General features: G+C 47.2%; 17 protein-coding genes. 13 read left to right on the top strand and 4 right to left on the bottom strand.

All coding sequences use genetic code 11. The features are described 5' to 3' along the window. Positions 1-215 precede the first annotated feature (215 nt). From BN1360_RS19220 to BN1360_RS19200, 5 genes are all read left to right on the top strand, one after another. Positions 216-1,946 (top strand): ABC transporter substrate-binding protein, encoded by a 1,731-nt coding sequence (locus BN1360_RS19220; protein ID WP_068781425.1) that lies wholly within the window; start codon positions 216-218, stop codon positions 1,944-1,946. A 65-nt stretch (positions 1,947-2,011) separates the two neighbouring features. After that, positions 2,012-2,965: an ABC transporter permease gene (locus BN1360_RS19215; protein WP_068781525.1), complete on the top strand. Its 954-nt coding sequence runs from the start codon at positions 2,012-2,014 to the stop codon at positions 2,963-2,965. A 16-nt stretch (positions 2,966-2,981) separates the two neighbouring features. Continuing rightward, positions 2,982-3,917 carry an oligopeptide ABC transporter permease gene (opp4C, locus tag BN1360_RS19210; protein WP_068781424.1) on the top strand — a complete coding sequence of 312 codons (936 nt, stop codon included), beginning with the start codon at positions 2,982-2,984 and terminating at the stop codon, positions 3,915-3,917. A gap of 12 nt (positions 3,918-3,929) precedes the next feature. Continuing rightward, the gene (locus BN1360_RS19205) at positions 3,930-4,919 is read left to right on the top strand and encodes an ABC transporter ATP-binding protein (RefSeq protein ID WP_068781423.1); all 990 of its coding nucleotides are present in this window, start codon (positions 3,930-3,932) and stop codon (positions 4,917-4,919) included. Continuing rightward, positions 4,912-5,877: an ABC transporter ATP-binding protein gene (locus BN1360_RS19200; RefSeq protein ID WP_068781422.1), complete on the top strand. Its 966-nt coding sequence runs from the start codon at positions 4,912-4,914 to the stop codon at positions 5,875-5,877. The genes BN1360_RS19205 and BN1360_RS19200 overlap by 8 nt, the downstream gene beginning before the upstream one ends. Positions 5,878-8,037: 2,160 nt before the next feature. On the opposite strand, the gene BN1360_RS19195 is transcribed toward BN1360_RS19200, so the two are convergent. Beyond that, positions 8,038-9,270, bottom strand: a complete 1,233-nt coding sequence (locus tag BN1360_RS19195) for an aminopeptidase (RefSeq protein ID WP_068781524.1) — start codon at positions 9,268-9,270, stop codon at positions 8,038-8,040. A gap of 87 nt (positions 9,271-9,357) precedes the next feature. Next, positions 9,358-10,710: a TrkH family potassium uptake protein gene (locus tag BN1360_RS19190; RefSeq protein ID WP_068781421.1), complete on the bottom strand. Its 1,353-nt coding sequence runs from the start codon at positions 10,708-10,710 to the stop codon at positions 9,358-9,360. 146 nt (positions 10,711-10,856) lie between these two features. Here BN1360_RS19190 and BN1360_RS19185 point away from each other — a divergent pair, with 146 nt between their 5' ends. The 5 genes from BN1360_RS19185 (at position 10,857) to BN1360_RS19165 (ending at position 14,105) form a co-directional block, all read left to right on the top strand. Next, positions 10,857-11,129: a hypothetical protein gene (locus BN1360_RS19185; RefSeq protein WP_068781420.1), complete on the top strand. Its 273-nt coding sequence runs from the start codon at positions 10,857-10,859 to the stop codon at positions 11,127-11,129. A 36-nt stretch (positions 11,130-11,165) separates the two neighbouring features. After that, entirely contained in the window at positions 11,166-12,230 is a 1,065-nt protein-coding gene (locus BN1360_RS19180) for an AI-2E family transporter (protein ID WP_068781419.1), read from the top strand. Positions 12,231-12,332: 102 nt separating this feature from the next. Continuing rightward, positions 12,333-12,851, top strand: a complete 519-nt coding sequence (locus tag BN1360_RS19175; RefSeq protein WP_229521053.1) for a hypothetical protein — start codon at positions 12,333-12,335, stop codon at positions 12,849-12,851. Positions 12,852-13,038: 187 nt separating this feature from the next. Next, a complete protein-coding gene (locus BN1360_RS19170; protein WP_148466611.1) occupies positions 13,039-13,551 on the top strand; it encodes a hypothetical protein in 513 nt (170 codons plus the stop codon). A 110-nt stretch (positions 13,552-13,661) separates the two neighbouring features. Then, a complete protein-coding gene (locus tag BN1360_RS19165) occupies positions 13,662-14,105 on the top strand; it encodes an Rrf2 family transcriptional regulator (RefSeq protein WP_068781417.1) in 444 nt (147 codons plus the stop codon). 172 nt (positions 14,106-14,277) lie between these two features. Here the strand turns inward: BN1360_RS19165 and BN1360_RS19160 are convergent, their stop codons facing one another. Then, positions 14,278-15,162, bottom strand: a complete 885-nt coding sequence (locus tag BN1360_RS19160) for a helix-turn-helix transcriptional regulator (protein WP_068781416.1) — start codon at positions 15,160-15,162, stop codon at positions 14,278-14,280. 114 nt (positions 15,163-15,276) lie between these two features. Between BN1360_RS19160 and BN1360_RS19155 the strand changes: the two genes are divergently transcribed. The 3 genes from BN1360_RS19155 (at position 15,277) to BN1360_RS19145 (ending at position 17,655) form a co-directional block, all read left to right on the top strand. Further along, a complete protein-coding gene (locus tag BN1360_RS19155) occupies positions 15,277-15,906 on the top strand; it encodes a sugar O-acetyltransferase (RefSeq protein ID WP_229521052.1) in 630 nt (209 codons plus the stop codon). Between the two features lie 187 nt (positions 15,907-16,093). Then, entirely contained in the window at positions 16,094-16,960 is an 867-nt protein-coding gene (locus BN1360_RS19150; protein WP_068781415.1) for a VOC family protein, read from the top strand. Between the two features lie 56 nt (positions 16,961-17,016). Further along, on the top strand, positions 17,017-17,655 hold the full coding sequence (locus BN1360_RS19145) for an NAD(P)-dependent oxidoreductase (protein WP_420707911.1): 639 nt from the start codon (positions 17,017-17,019) through the stop codon (positions 17,653-17,655). 64 nt (positions 17,656-17,719) lie between these two features. On the opposite strand, the gene BN1360_RS19140 is transcribed toward BN1360_RS19145, so the two are convergent. Continuing rightward, positions 17,720-19,546: an APC family permease gene (locus tag BN1360_RS19140; RefSeq protein WP_068781413.1), complete on the bottom strand. Its 1,827-nt coding sequence runs from the start codon at positions 19,544-19,546 to the stop codon at positions 17,720-17,722. Between the last annotated feature and the right edge of the window lie 178 nt (positions 19,547-19,724).

The following is a 19,724-nucleotide window of genomic DNA, read 5'->3' as shown; positions in this document are numbered from 1 at the left end:
AGGGAGAGGCTATTTTTTTACTTATATTTCTTGAGGTTTCGTTAATATAAGAATTCTTTATCAGTTCTCTCTTTACAGAACTGATGAACGTACTTATAATAAACACTAACAGTTTCAAAGCATAGTTAGTTTGTCGGAATAATCGAAATTCTACATATGCTTAATATTTAAAGGATTTACAAAATTATATTTTCAAGAGGGGCAGGAGAGGTCTCATGAGAAAAAGTGCAATTTTGTTAACTTCATTAATATTGGCGGGTTCATTGCTATTGTCCGCGTGCTCGAGCGATAATGCGGGGAATACGGCAAATACCGGAACCGGCAACGTATCCGGCAATTCCAGCAATTCAAATGCGGAGAACAGTGCTGTCGATGCGAATCAGCCGATTGCCGCGAGCGATATGGCAAAGTTGCCAGCGCTGGCCCAGAAGCGTACAGATACAATTATTGTTGGCCTGACGAATCCAAGCGGTGCCTTCACACCTTATTTTCAACAAAGCGGCTATGACGGCAATGTATCTTCGCTACTGTACTCCAGACTCGTCACACAGGATGACAAGGGGCTGGCCGTTCCGGAGCTTGCAGAAAGCTGGGATATTTCCGGTGATCAGCTTACTTACACCTTCCATCTGCGCAAAGATCTGAAATTTAGCGACGGTTCTCCGATGACCGCGGATGACGTAGCTTTTACCTGGACTTTGCTATATGACAAAGCTTATGATGGCGATTCGATCATTCCTTCGATCGGGATCAAAGGCGGGCAGGATTACAAAGATGGCAAGACCACCACTATCGAGGGAATTCAAGTTGTTGATCCGCTCACCGTGTCCGTTACTTTGGAGAAGCCTATTGCCACAGCACCGATTGTACTCGGCGGCGAGGTTCTGTCCAAAGCGTATTATGGCAAAGATTATAAATTCGGCGATCTGGAATACATCAAGAAATTGCATGAAAATCCGGTGGGCAACGGTCCTTACAAGCTGGAGAAATTCATTCCGGGCCAGGAAGTTCGCATGGTAGCCAATGAATACTTCTACCTGGGCAAGCCGAAGACGGAGCATTTCATTTACAAAACCTCTGAAGGGGATACCTGGCAGTACCTGGAGACCGGGGAAGTAGATTATGGTTCCTTTACAGCCACACAGGACAATCTGAAGAAGCTGAAAGATATGGGGTACTTGAATATCGTTCCTTACACTCCGAGTGTATATGGCTATCTGGGCGTCAATCTGGAGCATGAAGCTTATAAGGATAAAAATGTGCGTCAAGCGCTCGCCTACGGATTGGATCGTCAGGGGATTTATGTCGATGCCAACCAGGGAGCAGGGCAAGTGGCGAATATTCCTACAGCTCCAATCTCTTGGTCTTACACCGAAGATGGAATCAATCCTTATGCTTATGATCCGGAAAAAGCGAAGCAAACCCTGGATGACGCCGGCTGGACTGTTGGTTCGGATGGAATCCGCGAGAAGGACGGCAAGAAGCTGACTCTGCACTTCCTGGGCAGCAAGAGCCCGGCTACCGATATTTTTATTGCGGTGGCTACAGAGAACTTCAAGGAGATCGGCATCGATTTCCAACCTGAGGTATTCGCGGACTTCAACGCCTTGGTTGCTAAGTATGAAAGCGGGGATTATGATCTCGTATCCTTCTCCACGCCAATTCTGAGCGATCCTTCCGACGGTGTGCAGCAGTTCATCAATGGAGAAATCAAGGGTTATGACAATCCGCAGGTGAAGGAACTGTATTATGAAGCGCTCTCTACAAGCGATACGGAGCAGCGGAAGCAGTATTATGCGGAAATGTACAAAATTTTGAACGACGAGCTGCCGGTTATTTTTACAAGCTACAGAAAGAGCTATTATGCGTACAATGGCCGGCTGGACGGGGTGATCAACAATCCGTTCGCAGGATTCCAGGATGTTAATCATTGGTCTCTGAAATAAATTATTAATCCACTCATCCCCTGTACTGTCTGACAGTATGGGGGATGCATCATAAGGAGCCGATCATGAGCACATATCTTGTTAAACGTCTCACTTATATGATTATCATTCTGTTTGCCGCGTCGCTGCTCATTTTTTGCTTGTACGCTTTTACGCCTGGCGATTTTATCAGCGGCAACCTGAAGCTTAGTCCTGAGCGTAAAGAGGAGCTTCGGCAAATTTACGGGCTGAATAAACCGGTTCTTGAACGATATGCGATTTGGATGAAGAACGCCTTCCATGGAGACTTCGGCTATTCTCTGGCACAGCAGAAGCCGATTCTCCAGCTTTTTAATGAATATATATGGAACTCCTTCCTGCTGGCGATCGTCTCCACTTTCTTTACTTGGCTGATCTCGGTCATCATTGGCGTTATCGCAGCATACAAGCAATATTCCTGGTTTGATTCGCTCATTATGGTTGTCATTTTTGCCGCGATGTCGATCCCGTCCTTCTTCATCGGTTTGCTGCTGATTAAGGGCTTCGCTGTCGATTTGAAGTGGCTGCCTCCGGGAGGTATGACGACGACTGGGAGCAATGCGACCGGATTTGCTTATGTGAAGGAAGTCGTTCAGCATATGACGCTGCCGGTCGTAGTTATGACGCTGCTTAGTCTCGGGTCCTTAACCCGTTACTTCCGCAGCAATATGATCGATGTGATCAAGCAGGATTATATTCGTACGGCCCGCGCCAAAGGGCTTAAGGAGCGTAAGGTACTGTTCACTCACGCTTTGCGCAACGCCTTGCTTCCGGCGATCACGCTGGTCGGCTTCGAGCTGCCAGCATTGTTCGGCGGTTCCTTGATCATCGAGAAAATATTCAACTGGCCCGGGATCGGACAGCTTTATATGTCCTCCTTCTCATCGCGGGATTATCCGCTGCTGATGGGCTTCACGATGTTCATTGCTATTCTGACCGTGATCGGAACATTGCTGTCGGATCTGCTCTACAAATTGGCTGATCCACGAGTGAAACTATAAGGAGGTCGTACACCCTATGTCAGCTCTGAGTGGTAATCTGGCCTCCGGAGGGGCGAAGGCACCGGTCAAGACAACGGCCGTGAAGTCTTCGCTGTGGAGGCAGTCCCTAAAACGTCTATTGAGGAACAAGCTCGCGGTTAGCGGGTTTGTCATTGTTATTTTTATGATCCTGCTTTGCTTTATTGGCCCGCTCTTCTCGCCGTATTCGGGCAATCATAACAATCTGGCGATGATGAATAAGGCGCCTAGCGCCAAGCACTGGCTGGGAACAGATCAGCTTGGCCGCGATGTTCTGACTCGCGTGATGCTAGCGGGCCGTATTTCCTTGACCGTTGGATTCGCGTCGATGGTTCTGTCGGTATTTATCGGCTCTTTGCTGGGAGCGATCGCCGGGTATTACCGCGGTGTTGTTGATCAAATTGTTATGCGGATCGCCGATCTGCTGCTGACGATTCCCAGTCTGCCGCTGCTGTTCATCGCCGGCGCGATGTTGTCCGCCTGGAAGGTTCCGACCGACTATCGGATGTACATCGTGATGATCATGCTCAGCTTCGTAGGCTGGCCGGGTCTGGCCAGGTTGGTCAGGGGCGAGATGCTTAGCTTGCGTGAACGCGAGTATATGCAGGCGACGATTGTGCTTGGTTTGCGGGATCGCCGCAAGCTATTTCATCATTTGCTGCCGAATATTACACCGTTACTAATCGTTATTGCTACGCTAAATATTGGGGGATCAATCCTGATGGAATCGGTGCTGAGCTTTTTCGGATTGGGTGTCATTCAGCCAACTCCCACTTGGGGGAATATGATCGATTCAGCCAACAATCTGATCGATTTCCAAGAGAGGCCTTGGCTATGGATTCCGCCAGGCCTGTGTATTTTCATCACCGTCATTGCTATCAATATTTTTGGTGATGGACTTCGAGATGTGTTGGACCCCAAAAATAAAAGGTAGGTGGCTGTCATCATGGCAAAGCATTTGCTCGATATCGAACATTTAAGCACTCATTTCTATACAGAGGAAGGTACTGTGAAGGCGGTTGATGATGTCAGCCTGCAAGTACGTAAGGGAGAGACGGTTTGTATCGTAGGTGAGTCCGGCTGCGGAAAGAGCATAACCGCGATGTCGGTCATGGGCCTGATTCAAGGTCCGAACGGGAAGGTTGTGGGTGGCAGGATCGATCTGGACGGAACGGATTTGCTCCAATTGAACAAGAACGAGCGGCGGGTTATCCGTGGCAAAGAGATCGGGATGATCTTCCAGGAGCCGATGTCTTCGCTGAACCCGGTGCTGACCATCGGGCAGCAAATCATGGAGCCGCTGATCGAACATCTGCGGATGAGCAAGAAAGAGGCGCGCAAGCGGGCGATCGAATTGATCGAGCAGGTGGGCATTTCGCGCGCTGGACAGATTGCGGACTCTTATCCGCATGAGCTTAGCGGCGGTATGCTGCAGCGGATTATGATCGCCATCGCGATCTCATGTCAGCCGAAATTATTGATCGCTGATGAGCCAACGACGGCGCTGGATGTTACGATTCAAGCGCAAATTCTCGACATCCTGCGTAATTTCCGGGAAGAGACAGGCATGTCGATCCTGCTGATTACGCATGATCTCGGCGTTGTTGCCGAGATGGCCGATTATGTCATCGTGATGTATTCCGGCAAGGTTGTAGAGGAAGGCGAGGTTACCGAATTGTTCGCGAATCCGAAACATCCGTACACCCAGGGTTTGCTGCGGGCCAAGCCGATTCTGAATCAGCGGCAGGATGAGCTGTACTCGATTCCGGGGCAGGTGCCAAATCCGCTGGAGCTGACGGAATCCTGCTATTTCCATGATCGCTGTGAGCATTGCATGGAGATTTGCAAAGTTCGCAGACCTGAGCTGAGGGAGCTTGGTACGGAGCAGAAGGTCGCTTGCTGGCTGTACGAAAAGGAGGCGGCGGTTCATGTCTAAGCCGTTATTAGAAGTTAATAATTTGAAGAAGTACTTTCCAATCAAATCCGGTCTTTTGAACCGTACCGTGGGTCATGTGCGGGCCGTTGATGATATAAATATTGCAATTAATCCAGGCGAAACCTTCGGATTGGTCGGGGAATCCGGCAGCGGGAAGAGCACGGTTGGCAAGAGCATTGTACGCCTGACGGAAAAGACGTCGGGGGACGTTATCTTCCAGGGCCAGGACTTATATGGCTTATCCCCGCAGGAATTGCGCAAAATTCGCCCGCGGCTGCAGCTGATCTTCCAGGACCCGTACAGCTCGCTGAACCCGCGGGTACGTGTCGGCGATGCGATTGGCGAAGCGCTAATCGATCATGGCCTTGTACCGGCGGGGGAGGTGAGGGAACGGGTGGAGGAGGTGCTGGCCTCCTGCGGCCTGTCATCTTATCATATCGATCGTTTCCCGCATGAATTCTCCGGCGGTCAGCGGCAGCGGATCGGGATCGCCCGCGCGCTTGTGCTGAATCCGGATCTGATCATTGCTGATGAACCTGTATCGGCGCTGGATGTCTCGATTCAGGCGCAGATCATTAATCTGTTTCGCCATTTGCAGGAGACACGCGGCTTAACTTATTTGTTCATCTCGCATGATCTGAGTGTAGTAGAGCATTTGTGCACGAGGATCGGCGTGATGTACCTCGGTACGATGATGGAGACAGCACCGCGAGACGAGCTGTTCAAGAACCCGCTGCACCCCTACACGAAGGCCTTGCTGTCAGCGGTGCCTATTCCGATTCCGAAGCTGAAGCGAGAGAGAATCGTGTTGAAGGGGGATATACCGAGTCCAGCCAATCCGCCAGCAGGCTGCAAGTTCCATACCCGCTGTCCGTTCGCCGTAGAACGCTGCAAATCCGAGGCTCCGCAATTCCGCAATATGGGCAGCGATCATCATGTAGCCTGCCATTTGGTTTAAGATCAGTAGCGGCGGTATTGGCTCCTGACTCCGGCGCCCCTGAGTCATCATAGGTTGACGCTCTATCAGAACCCCTCGGTAGGAAATCAAGCCTACCGTCTACGATAACATCTTCAAACTCGTTTGATTCCGTAGCATATGGTGGCAGGTAGGAGCGAGTTCTGCGTGAAATGTAGGGCGCTGGAGTTAGGATAGCAGTTTAGTGTGGAGCTTCAAAGTTAGAAGCTAGGTGCGGAGAGTAGAGTAGAAATAAAATGCAGTAGCTTAGAAGCAGAGTAAAAATGAAGTGTGATAGCTGAGTGCGGAGAGTAGGGTGGGAGATGACGTGCAGAAGCTAGAGTGTATAGGTGGTTAGAGTAAACTTGAAGTTGGAAGCAGGGGGTAGAGGTAGAGTGAAAGTGAAGTGTGGAAGCTGAGTACGGAGAGTAGGGTGGGAGATGATGAGCAGAAGCTAGATTTAGGTGTTAGGGTGAAATTGAAGTGTAAAAGCAGGGGTAGAAGTAGAGCAAAAGTAAAGTGTGGAAGCTGAGTACGGAGAGTAGGGTGGGAGATGATGAGCAGAAGCTAGGTGTAGGTGTTAGAGTAAACTTGAAGTTGGAAGCAGGGGGTAGGAGTAGAGCAAAAGTAAAGTGTGGAAGCTGAGTACGGAGAGTAGGGTGGGAGATGATGAGCAGAAGCTAGATGTAGATGTTAGAGTAAAAGTGAACTACAGAAGCTGGGTGCAGAGGTTAGAGTAGAAGCAAAAGTGTAGAAGCTAAGTGTAGAAATATAGTATAGAAATATAGTGTTGAAAACAAGGCGCAAAGCCAAAGTGTTAAAACTGAGCCTTAAGAGCTAAGTTCGCAGTGCTAACGGAAATGTAATCCGCTAAATGGCCGAAATCAGCAGGTTATAAATTCTAACGGAAATGAGGGACGTTATTTGGGCTAGATCCGAGTAATATCCCTCGTTTTTGGTCTAATAACGTACCCCAGTTCCGTTAGAAATCCAAATGGCCTTATTTTACGAAAATAAGGGCTCTGATTTCCGTTAGCCGTATAATGAAATTCAGCAAGTTTATGCGTCAGGAATTTTAGGGTTACCATGATAGCTTCCAACGCTCCCATCTCCTACATTGCCCTCATTCGCTTATCACAACACACTTATCACTCTTATCGTACTTATTCACGCCACTCCGCACTTATCTCCCCTAATCTCCCCTACCGCACTTACCGTCTTTACCGCATTATCTACTTACCCACCAACTGTTCCTAACGCATCAATCGCCCTCATTCGCTTATTACATTTATCGCCCCTAACGACTCAATCATACTAAGTCGCACTGCTAACGGAAATATGATCCGCTAAATGGCCGAAATCAGCAGGTTACAAATTCTAACGGAAATGAGGGACGTTATTTGGGCTAGATCCGAGTAATATCCCTTATTTTTGGTCTAATAACGTACCCCAGTTCCGTTAGAAATTCAAATGGCCTTATTTTACGAAAATAAGGGCTCTAATTTCCGTTAGCCGTATAAAGAAATTGGCGTGATGATCTCCCAATTCGTCATAATGCCCCTGTAATGGACATTATTGTCCGGTATAGGGGGACGACCGTATTGGGGAAGCATGTTAACGGTCAACCATGTCCGATTGGTCCGGCGCAACAAGGGGAGTACCAAGCCTTGTGTATTCCCCGCCTTTAGGGCACGAAAACGGAGTCCTCAGTCCCCGTGAATCCCTGTCCTTGGTGAAAAACGGAGTCCCAGTTCCCGTGAATCCCTGTCCTTGGTGAAAAACGGAGTCCCAGTTCCCGTGAATCCCTGTCCTTGGCGAAAAACGGAGTCCCAGTTCCCGTGAATCCCTGTCCTTGGTGAAAAACGGAGTCCTCAGTTCCCGTGAATCCCTGTCCTTGGTGAAACGGAGTCCTCAGTCCCCATGAATCTCCGTCATTGGCGAAAAAAACGGAGTCCCAGTCCCCGTGCAGCCCACGTCATTGGCGCGAAAACGGCGCCCCAATTCCCTGTGTATTCCCCCGCCTTTGTGGCGCAAAAAACGGTATCTTAAGTCCCGTGAATCCCCCACTTTTGACGCAAAAAAGGGGCTGTCCCCAAGTCGGATAATCGACTTGGGAGACAACCCCATACGACCGTGTGAATGCACATGGCTCAAGAGCATTATTTAGAACGCCCAAGCGCCTTGCTTGAAGATTGGTTCTTCCTGGCCGTCTTCGGTTACTCCGAAGATGTCCATCTCGCCGGAGCCGACCATGAAGTCTTCATGGGCGAAGCTGGAGTTCAATCCGGCTTCAAATAGCTCATCCTTGCTCATTGCTTTGCCGCCTTCCAGGTTGAAGGCATAAGCGTTGCCGATCGCCAGATGGTTCGAGGCGTTCTCGTCGAACAGCGTGTTGTAGAACAGGATACCCGATTGGGAGATCGGTGAACCATGAGGAACCAGCGCCACTTCACCAAGATAGTGGGAGCCTTCGTCCAGTTCAATCAGATGCTTCAGAACGGATTCGCCAACTTGGGCAGAGCTGTCGATGATACGGCCGTTCTCAAAGGTTAATTTGAAGCCGTCAATAATGTTGCCATTGTAGCTTAGCGGTTTCGTACTTGATACGGTGCCGTTAACACCATCTCTTTGCGGAGCGGTGAATACTTCCTCTGTAGGCATGTTAGCCAGGAACGTATTGCCCTGGGCGTTGATGCTCTCGGCAGCAACCCACAGATGTCCTTTTGGCAGCTCGATCGTCAGGTCGGTTCCTGGTGCGATATAATGCAATTTCTTGTATTTCTTGTTGTTCAAATAATCAGCTTTCTCTGACAATGTCTTGATATGCTCGCGCCATGCAGCGACAGGGTCTGGCTGATCGAGGCGAACCGTGCGGAAAATGGCTTCCCATAGCGCTTCAACCTGCTTGTCCTCCGGCAAGTTCGGGAAGACCTTAGCGGCCCAGGATGGGGAAGGAACAGCAACGATGGACCAACTGAACTTGTCCGCCATCTGTAATGCGCGGTACTTGCTCATGGCAGCTCCGTAGGTCTTCTGATGGTTTGTAATCCGTGTTGTTGATACACCGTTAAGAAGGTCCGGATCAGAGGAGATGACGTGAAGTACAGCAGCGCCGTTCTCAACGAGTTCAAGCATTTCACCAGCGTACCATTTAGGCTCATCGAGGAACGATTCTTCAGCGGCCATGTCGTAACGAAGGCGAGTGATCGTATCATCGCTCCAGTTCACTTTGACTGTTCTGGCTCCTGCTTCATAGGCCTGTTTCACGATAATACGCACAAGTTCTGCAGAATCAATAGTAGCATTGACGATCAGGGCCTGGCCCTTTTGCACATTTACACCGATTTTGACAGCTAGTTCGGCATACTTCTGCAGTTTCTCTTGAAAATTCTCAATAGCCATAGTTACTCCTCCAATTAAAAAGGGTTATTCTATTATCATACTACGAATTACCGTTACTATCCAACAAGAACGAGGATTTATTTAACCGATGGTAATTTTTCCTTCCGGATAGCGCAACAGGTCCTTCTTGGGCTTTGGCCTTATCGCGTAGGCTAGTGTCAAAGGTCCAATCCGTCCGATGAACATCACAAAGCAAAGTATAATTTTGCTAATCATGGTTAGCTTTGGCGTCAAATCGAGACTAAGCCCCGTTGTTGCGAAGGCGGAGGTCGTCTCGAACAGAAGGGGAAGAAGCTCTCGATCCTCCAATGCCGACAATACCATCGATACGGAGATGACCAGAGACAGGGCCATCAACGTCTGCGTAATAGCACGCAGAATCGACTCCTGGGGCAGTCGCTTTTTAAAGAAGACGATATCCTGCCTGCCGCGGATCATGGAATACACTGCCCCGAGCAGAATCGCAAAGACGGTGACTTTGATTCCTCCACCAGTCGAACCGGGAGCCGCACCGATAAACATAAGCAGCACGATGAAAAATTGGGTGGAATGGCTCATGCTGCTGACATCTACCGTACTGACCCCTCCGGATCTGGAACTGATGGAATGGAAGAAAGCCGCCGATATTTGCTGACCTAGCGGCAATTCTCCAAGGGTAGCGGGATTGAATATTTCGATGGCGAAAATAACGAGCGCACCGACCAGGATCAGACAACCCGACATTGTTAATACAATCTTCGAATGCAGAGATAATTTTTTGGATTTAGGGTACTGCAGCAGATCATGAATGACGATAAACCCTATACCGCCGAGGAAAATAAGCATCATAACAACGATATTTATGTATAGATCATTGCGAAAATGACCAAATCCGCTAGAACTGTAGTAGGATCCGAACAGATCAAAGCCACCGTTGTTGAATACCGATATACTATGGAAAATACCGAAATACATGGCCTTGCCAAGCGGCATCTCCATAGCCCAGCGGGCAGCCAGCAGCAGAGCCCCGGTGCCTTCAATCGTAATCGTATAGTAGATGACGCGGCGTATCAGTGCGAGCAGGCCGTCCATGGAATTGTAATTGATCGCTTCCTGCAGTACGAGACGATCCTTGAGTGTAATCCGTCGGTTCAGAGCAAGAGCAATCAACGTTCCGAAGGTCATGAAGCCCAGACCGCCCAGTTGAGTAAGTAAGAGGATAACGATCTGACCAAACAATGTAAAATGGACGCCAGTATCTACAACAGCCAGTCCGGTTACACAAGTAGCCGAGGTAGCTGTGAAGAAGGCGTCTACCAAATTCAACTTATGCCCGTTCACGGAGGAAATGGGCAGAGATAGCAGAAATGCGCCAATGATAATAATAATGCTGAAGCCGTAGGATAAGATTTCGGCCGGTGTCAGAGAGCGCGGTGCTTTTTTTCGCTGTGACAATCAATCTTCACCTCATCATTGTGGTTATTGCTATTGATCAAAAAAATGTTACGATATTGCAGTAAGGAGGTGCTTCTACCTCGAATAATGATTATAATTGAAAACTATGGGAATATCGAATCCATGAAATAAAGGAGCAAACCATAATGAATTTTAATGTACTACAATCCGAGATGTATAAAAATGAAGATGGGACTTATGTAGGCAAGACGATTTTTCAGATTGACTCACATAAGGCGAATTATGAGATTACATTTTTCAGCAAGAACAGTCGGGACTGGGATTACAGCCTTCATTTTGCCAAGGAATCAGGGGACGAAGAAGAGCTTCTGGCGGTAGATGAACGGATCGAGCAGGACGACGAATGGTTCGATGGTCTGCTGGACGCAGCCTGGAATACATATTCAGTAGAAGAATAGGGTAATTCTGCGAAAGGACTGAGGTGACAGCCCTTGATGGATAAACCGTACTACCGAAGAAGTCTTGGTATTATTATGGCGTTAACGATCATCTATTTATTATCCAAGGTCAGCTTTATCTTTAATCCAATTGTTACCTTGGTTCAAATACTGATCGTTCCGCTGACAATTTCTGCTTTCCTGTATTACCTGCTGCGTCCGATCGTGATCTATTTGGAAGAGAAGCGGATGAATCGGGTTCTGTCGATTCTGCTGATCTACCTCATGTTTGCGGGCGTAATTACGGTCTTTCTGGTCGTTGTCTGGCCACCGCTGGAGCATCAGATTACCGAGTTCATTAATAATGTGCCGAAACTGATTAACGGACTACAAGCACAGATGAATGAAATCCGGGAAAATCGCTATTTCTCCATGTTCAATGAATCGGATCTGTCGATTACGAATAAGCTAATGGAGTATGCCAACTCAGCGATTCAAGCAGCCAGCGGCTACATATCGCATGTTTTTAGCTTTTTGAATGACTTTGTTATCGTAGTCGGTACGGTACCGATTATGTTGTACTACATGCTAAAGGAAGATCGTCGGGTCAGACCGATGCTGGTCAGTGCGCTTCCGAGCAAATACCATGAAGATGGGGATCAGGTTCTGCAGGAAATTGATGGCATGCTGCGAGGTTTTATTGCAGGACGGATGATCGATGCTGTTGTTCTTACCGTGATGAGCCTGGTTGGCTTCTGGATTATAGGCCTGCCTTATCCACTAATGCTCTCGTTAGTTATGGGCCTGTTCAGCTTTATCCCTTATTTTGGAACATTATTGGGAGCCATACCTAGCGTTATTGTTGCCTTTACTATTTCTCCGGCTATGGTGATATGGGTCATTGTAGTCGTAGTAGTATCGCATCAGATCGAGGCAAATTTGATCTCGCCCTATATCTATGGCAGGACCATTAATATCCATCCATTAACAACGATTATTCTGTTGTTGATTGCCGGTGATTTTGCCGGAATTCTGGGGATGCTGTTGGCCATACCGGTATATATGATGATGAAAATAATTGCTATTCGTGCCTTTAAAGTATACAACATCCATAAATCATAATTGGTGTGAGCTTTTTATCATGTAACCGTGATCAATATCATATCTCCATCCCGGCATCATAAGAGATGATTAATTTACTAAATAGTAGGTGTTCAAAAGCGCATGATTTTGAACAAACGCTTAATCGAATTAACTCTCGGGGGGATGGTATTTATGGCGGTTACCGCCAAAGCAGGGAAGTATTTCTACGCCTGGAGCAAAATACTCCCTGACGGCTCCTTCTGCCTGTCGGATCAAGCCCTGCAGGAATACTATATTACTACTGAATCCAACGTCATTCTAATGTCTGGCCGGAATACGCTGAAAGGCTTCAGCGTTCTCTGTAAGGAGAGGATTTCTAACTCTCCGCTCGCCGCAATTTTTAATAATGTGCCACAGGTACAAAATTTTACGGTTCCTGCGGGTGAGGCTGTTACGTTTAAGCATCGGCTTTTCTGCTGGGCGTATCTGGACAAGGATCGGTATATACACCTGCCGGAGGAAACATGGAAGCAATTCGGCGTTACTCCAGGAGATCGGTTATTAAGCATGCGGGCCAACCATCTCGGATTTGATAATTTATCCGAGGGACCGTACATTGATTTAGCCAAGCAACTCCGCGATATGATTATCTACGAATAATCGTCAGTTCAGCAATGGAAGCTAAGCGCATAGATCGGATTAAAGAGTACTTTCGCCTATTGTAAGGGGCCATGTGCTCTTTTTTTCTGCGGACAAGCGGGTTAATGTAGAATGCTGCTGCACAATGTATAATAGAAAGGATGGAGACTAACGGGATGGAGGGACATCCCGATTAGAGAGGGAGTCGTTGTATAACATGTTTGACCCGACGATATTTGAAAATTTGAAGGTTGTGATGGAGGGGGCCGTATATGATCTAGACCTGAGCGGACAGGTTCTGGTCATCGGCCGCCATGATCGTATAGAATTGTCTACGATGTCACGCTATTACTCCCTGCGATTTTGTCTGCCGGAGAAGGAGCATATTCATGCAGAGCTTCGCCTGTGGGCCGATACAGCGGATTTAGCCAGCGAAATTCTGGAGCTGGACGGCCATAAACCGGGCTGCTCGATCCAGCCTGTATTTTCTATCCCGATTCATGATCCTGAAGAAGAATGCAAGCAAATCATCCGATTGATCGAGGAGATCTGGGGCGCTTGCTACCAGCCGAGACTGGAGATCAGAACGGCTTACGGGGATAAGCAAGCTCCACATCTGTTGAAGGTGTCGCTGCAATTCCACCGCAAATTCGGCGAGGAGATTGCGGACGACTTTGCTTCCTTGCTGGAGCATATGATGATCTTGCTGGATCGACTATAATAGGCGAATATCTATAAGGATGATTGCTGCGTTTTACAACAAACTATTGACATTTTCATGTTAGTGTAACTATCATTGTTACAATGGATGACGAAAGGGGGAGATACTCTATGACGATCAGTTCAAGATTTGCTGTGGCTATTCATATATTGTCACTGCTCGAGCTGAACAAAGATGGCGTCTCTACTTCAGAATATATTTCCGGTAGTGTTAACACCAATCCAGTCGTTATTCGCCGTATTATGAGCATGCTTAGCAAGGCCGGTCTTGCCAATGTTCGCCCGGGCGTTGCCGGAGCTAAATTGGCCCGCGATATCTCGAAGATCACCCTGCTTGATGTATACCGGGCCGTGCATGTTGTGGAAGAGGATGGCCTGTTCTCTGTGCATGAGAAGCCGAATCCCGACTGTCCGGTGGGTAGGAATATCCAGTCGTCGATTGAGCCGATTTTCTCGGCAGCGCAGAAGGCGATGGAGGATGCCTTGGCGAAGGTGACGCTCCAGGATATTGTTGAGGATATCGGTGGCAAGGAAATTAATGTCTGTGAATCATAAATGAAGGAACCACAATATCCGATTATTATAAATACTCAGCCTCCTGCGATAGTAGGGGGATTGGAATAAATCAAATTATCACCGGCATGGCTCTGGCTATGCCGGTGATTTTCATATGTTTGAAATGCAAGGTACTCTTAGGCGGCGGGATGCTTCAAATACTTCGAGGCATTCAGAGGGCCGAGAGCAGTTGCTTACGGTAATTTTGGGGCGTTAAGCCTGTCTCTCTACGAAATACATATGAAAAATAGCTGGCGGTTTGAAAGCCGCATGTTAACGCTATCTCACAAATCGTTCGGTTTGTTTCACATAACAGATCATAACTTTTGGCGATCCGATAATTCATTAAATAGGTATTCGGGGTTTGGCCGATGTATTTATTGAACAATTCACAGCATCTGCTTCTGCACACAGCCCCGGAGGCTGCGATATCATCAAGCGTAATCTTCCTGTCATAATGCTGGTGAATGAATCCGGTCATTTTCCAGACTAAAGTCTGTGCTTGATCATTCGCACCATACGTGGCAGCTTGCTGAATATGCTCTCCCACATTGGCACAAAGGAGTACGGCTTGCGCAAGCAAGCGCAATGGATTGCAGGTATCGCTAAACATCTCATCATAAATCTGGCGAAGTAGGACCAAAGCTTCCTGCTGCCAATCGATTCGGGGAGTCATCAGAATGAAGTTCTCGGTTTCCAATCCGAACTTCTCGTCCAGATATACTTTGACAGGCTGCGAATTTTCAGAAAGCAACACAGGATGAATCACAACGGCAATGAAAGTGCAATCTGCTCTATCTGCGGAAAATCCGTAGTGCATGCGTTTGCTGTTCACGAAAATACCCTGATGAGCCTCTAAATGAACTATTCTTCCATTCACAAAAAAATCCATTGCTCCGTCCAGTACATAAATAAACTCTAAATCCGGGTGCCAGTGACATGCGGCGGCGTATCCGTATCGAAGCAATTGATCTTTATGAACATATAGAGGGAAATCGGGCCGATTATAATGCAGCCGCTCCGATAAATCCGAGAACACTTCCAAGGGTGAAGACATCGTTGCACCTCTTTTATATAAATACGATTTTGATATAAATATAGTCGATGTTTGTAGAAGTTCCAAGCATAATAAAATACAATTTTGATATTAGCTAAAAAGGAGGAGCATGTGATGACCCATAGTATGACCCAGAAAGAGAGAAAAGAAAAAGGACGGGTATACCGTTATGATGATCCTGCAATTATGGGAGAACAGCTTAAATTTATGGAGAAGCTTTATGATTACAATAGCACCAGACCTTTAGAGCAAACGAGGAGACAGCAGCTGCTAAAGGAGATGTTTGCAGAAATCGGCGAGGGTTGTCATATAGAACCCCCATTACATGCCAATTGGGGTGGTCATCATGTGCATTTCGGAAGCGGGATATATTGTAATTTTAATTTAACCCTTGTGGACGATGCGCATATTTATGTAGGAGATCATTGCATGATTGCACCGAATGTTGTCATTGCTACGTCAGGCCATCCTATTTTACCGGTATTGAGGGAACAAAATTACGTATATAATCTTCCTGTACATATAGGAAGCAATGTTTGGATTGGTTCAGGCGTTCAAATACTGCCGGGGGTAACCATCGGCGATCATTCAGTAATTGGGGCAGGAAGTGTTGTGACGAATGATATTCCTGCAAATGTGGTTGCATTTGGAGTGCCATGTCGGGTTGTGCGCGAAATTGGGGAGAAAGACGAAAAATACTATTTTAAAAATAGAGAGTTAGATATTAGTCTTTCTGATATATAACATAACATCCATTAATCCAAGAGGAACCCGGGAGCATTTATATGCGATCGGGTTCCTTTTTTGCAGGCTTGCATAGCTTAAGCTCAAATTAATGATTGACAACAAAAACAGTTGTAACTATAATGATTACAGGTGTTGTAACCGAAATGATTACATTAAACAATTATAGATAGAAGGAGGGATAGAAATGAAGGCAACGATTCATCCTAAAGCAGAGATCGGGATTGTAAGTTTGAAGATTACGAATTTAGAACGTTCGCTGCGTTTCTATCAGGAAGTGATTGGGCTCCAATTGCTGCGCCGAGAGGGTCAACTGGCTGAGCTTACCGCTGATGGCAAGACGGTTCTGCTTATTCTGGAAGAGAGTGAACAATATCATGTGCTGCAAGGCAGAAGTGTATCCGGTCTATATCATTTTGCCATTCTCGTTCCGGATCGGGTCTCTCTGGGCTTGGCCCTGCGCAACCTGATTAAACATCAAATTCCAGTCGGTCAAGGGGATCATCTCGTCAGCGAAGCGCTGTATCTGAATGATCCGGACCGTAACGGTATTGAGATTTATGCCGATCGTCCGCGCGAGACATGGTTAAGAGATGAACAGGGTGAGTATAAGATGACTACGGACCCTGTTGATATTGAAGGATTGCTGGACCTGTCACAGCAGGCGGAGTGGAGTGGGTTGCCGGCAGGAACCAAGATCGGACATGTCCATTTCCATGTTGGCGATCTGAACCGGGCCAGACAGTTCTATACGGAGGTTCTGGGCTTCGATATTGTTGCTCATTATGGACATGATGCACTATTCATTTCGGCCGGTGGGTATCATCACCATATCGGATTAAATATATGGGCGGGTGCCGGGGCGCCTCCGAACCCGGAGGATGCCACGGGGCTGCGCTATTTTACCATAACGCTTCCAGATCAGGAGGCTGCCCAAGATATAGTGAGACGTCTGCATGATGCCGATGTAACCTATCAGCATGGTGCCGGGTTCATTGAACTTACTGATCCATTTGGAATCGGTATTCGTCTCGTTGTTCAGTCAGGGTCTTAAGTATTGCTGGTTAGAACTTACTATATAAATATCATCAATAAATGGAGGTAATAACAATGGCTAAGATCGCAATCGTAGGAGCAACAGGCAAAGCAGGCAGTCGTATTATGAAGGAAGCGCAGGAACGCGGACATGAGGTAACTGCAATCGTGCGTAATGCTTCCAAATTGGACAATAAAAATGTGTCTGTAATCGAGAAAGATGTATTTGAGTTAACTGCAGCAGATGTAAAGGGCTTTGATGTTGTAGTCAATGCGTTTGGGGCGCCGGCCGGCCAGGAGCATCTTCATGTTGATGCCGGCAACGTGCTGATTGAAGCGCTGAAGGGAGCGCCGAACACGAGACTGATCATAGTTGGCGGAGCAGGCAGCCTGTATGTGGACGAAGCGAAGACAACCCGAGTGATGGATACTCCGGGATTTCCGGATATCTTCCTTCCGACGGCATCAAATCAAGGAAAGAATCTGGAGATTTTACAAGCAACCGATTTGATCAAATGGACTTTCATGAGCCCATCGGCCAACTTTGCAATCGGCAGACGGACTGGGGCTTACCAGACAGGGAAGGATCATCTGCTTGTCAACTCCAAAGGAGACAGTTATGTCAGCTATGAGGATTTTGCAATCGCAGTGGTAGATGAGATCGAGCATCCTGCCCATATCAACGAACGCTTTACCGTTGTGTCGGAAGCTTGATTCATATATAGATAGATGTCATTGAAATGCCCGCAACGGGATAAGTTGCGGGCATTAATTTTTGTTATTTATTCAAATGGAAAGGAACCGTAGTGACAATGATGTTCCTTCTGTAGAGCAAGAAGGCGCGTATCAACAAGCTTGACTGGTTATGAAGAATGTTCTGCCAGCTTTTCTTGGGAATAAATTGCGGAATCACTACAGTTACCCGGTAATTGTCCTCACTGGCCTTATGCTCCACCGTATCGATGAATTTGGATAACGGATTAATGATGCTCCGATAATGAGAATGCAAAGTAACCAAGCGAATATCCGGTTGGAACTGGCACCATTTGGCCTCGAATTGTTTCTCCGTTTCTCTGTCAAAGGCCACGTAGACGGCAAAAATCTGATCCGGTTTCAGGGATTTGGCATAATTCAATGAATTCTCTACCACATGGGTAATCCCCGCGACAGGTACGATAATGACATTGCCTTTAATCGGATTCTCTTCCATATAAGAAGTAATTCTTAATTGATCTCCGACAGCCTCATAATGGTTATGAATCCGGTGGAAAATGAAAACGATCAATGGCAGAAAAATGAACACAGGCCAGACCTGCGGGAATTTGGTAATGAAGAAGATCATCATGACCGTAAAGCTGATTACAGCTCCAATTGCATTAATGCTTAGCTTTGTAATCCATCCATCCGGCTTCTCACGAATCCATTTCATCATCATTCCGCTCTGAGCTAGTGTAAAGGGAATAAATACCCCTACGGCATACAGAGGGATAAGTTGGGAAGTTTCGCCCTTAAACATGACAATTAACAGAATCGAAGTTACTGCTAAAAATAAAATCCCGTTAGAGTAGCCTAGGCGATCTCCCCGAACGGTGAACATGCGGGCGATATATTTGTCCTTCGCCAAATTGACGGCGAGCAGCGGAAAAGCGGAATATCCGGTATTGGCAGCGAGCACTAGAATCAGCGCAGTAGCCGCTTGAATGAAATAGTACATAAAGTTTCTGCCAAAGGTCATGGCGGCAATCTGCGAGACGACCGTCTCTTGGCCCTTTGGAGCAATGCCATAAGTATAAGCGAGGAAAATAATTCCGCTAAACAAAAAGGCAAGCAGTATTCCCATTGCGGCCAGCGTCTTGGCTGCGTTTCTGGGCGCGGGATCTTTAAAGTTCGGAATCGCATTCGATATAGCTTCGACCCCGGTCAAGGCCGAGCTTCCTGAAGCAAACGCCCGAAGCAGAAGGAAGAGGCTGATTCCGGTCACAGGAGTGCCAAGAGCTGCAGGATGCTCCGGTACGAGGCTTCCGGATAATGTCTTGAAAATTCCCGTTCCGATCATGATAAAGACGGCGAATACAAAAATATAAACAGGATATGCGAGGATAGAGGCCGACTCCGTAATTCCACGCAGGTTTAAAATCGTAATGATGAGGACCAGGGAGCAGGCAATACCTACATTGTAAGGGTGAAGCTCGGGAAAAGCGGAAGTGATGGCATCCGTTCCGGCTGAGATACTAACCGCAACCGTTAATATATAATCAACGAGCAAAGCTCCTCCAGCAAGCAGTCCAGGATTAACCCCCAGATTATCCTTCGAAACTACGTACGCTCCGCCCCCGTGCGGGTAAGCGAAAATGATCTGTCTATACGATAAGACAAGAGCCAGCAGCAGAATAAGTACCCCGATAGCGATTGGAACGGAATACCAGAGCGCTGCTGCACTAATGGTAATCAGTACGAGCAAAATTTGCTCCGGACCATAAGCGATGGATGATAAGGCGTCAGAAGACAGAATCGCCAAGGCTTTTGTCTTGTTAAGCTTTTGTTCCCCCAGTTCATTGGATTTTAAAGGTCGGCCAATAAGCAGCCTTTTAATTGCAGATAACATGTTAAGCACCACCAGCGATGTAATGTGACTCCATTTTGCCCGTAAACAAGCTGTTTTAGGCTATTTAAAAATTTCCAAGATCATATACTACTCCGAATTTTGGGGATTGTAAAATATATTTTTTATTAAAATCATGCCGCTCTGAATAACAAAAGGTAAAATTCGTTCCAAAATGCAC

This window comes from Paenibacillus sp. GM2, from assembly GCF_900069005.2.
Classification (GTDB): domain Bacteria; phylum Bacillota; class Bacilli; order Paenibacillales; family Paenibacillaceae; genus Fontibacillus.
Note: the sequence above shows the minus strand (reverse complement) of the source record. Positions and strands in the feature narration are given on the sequence as shown.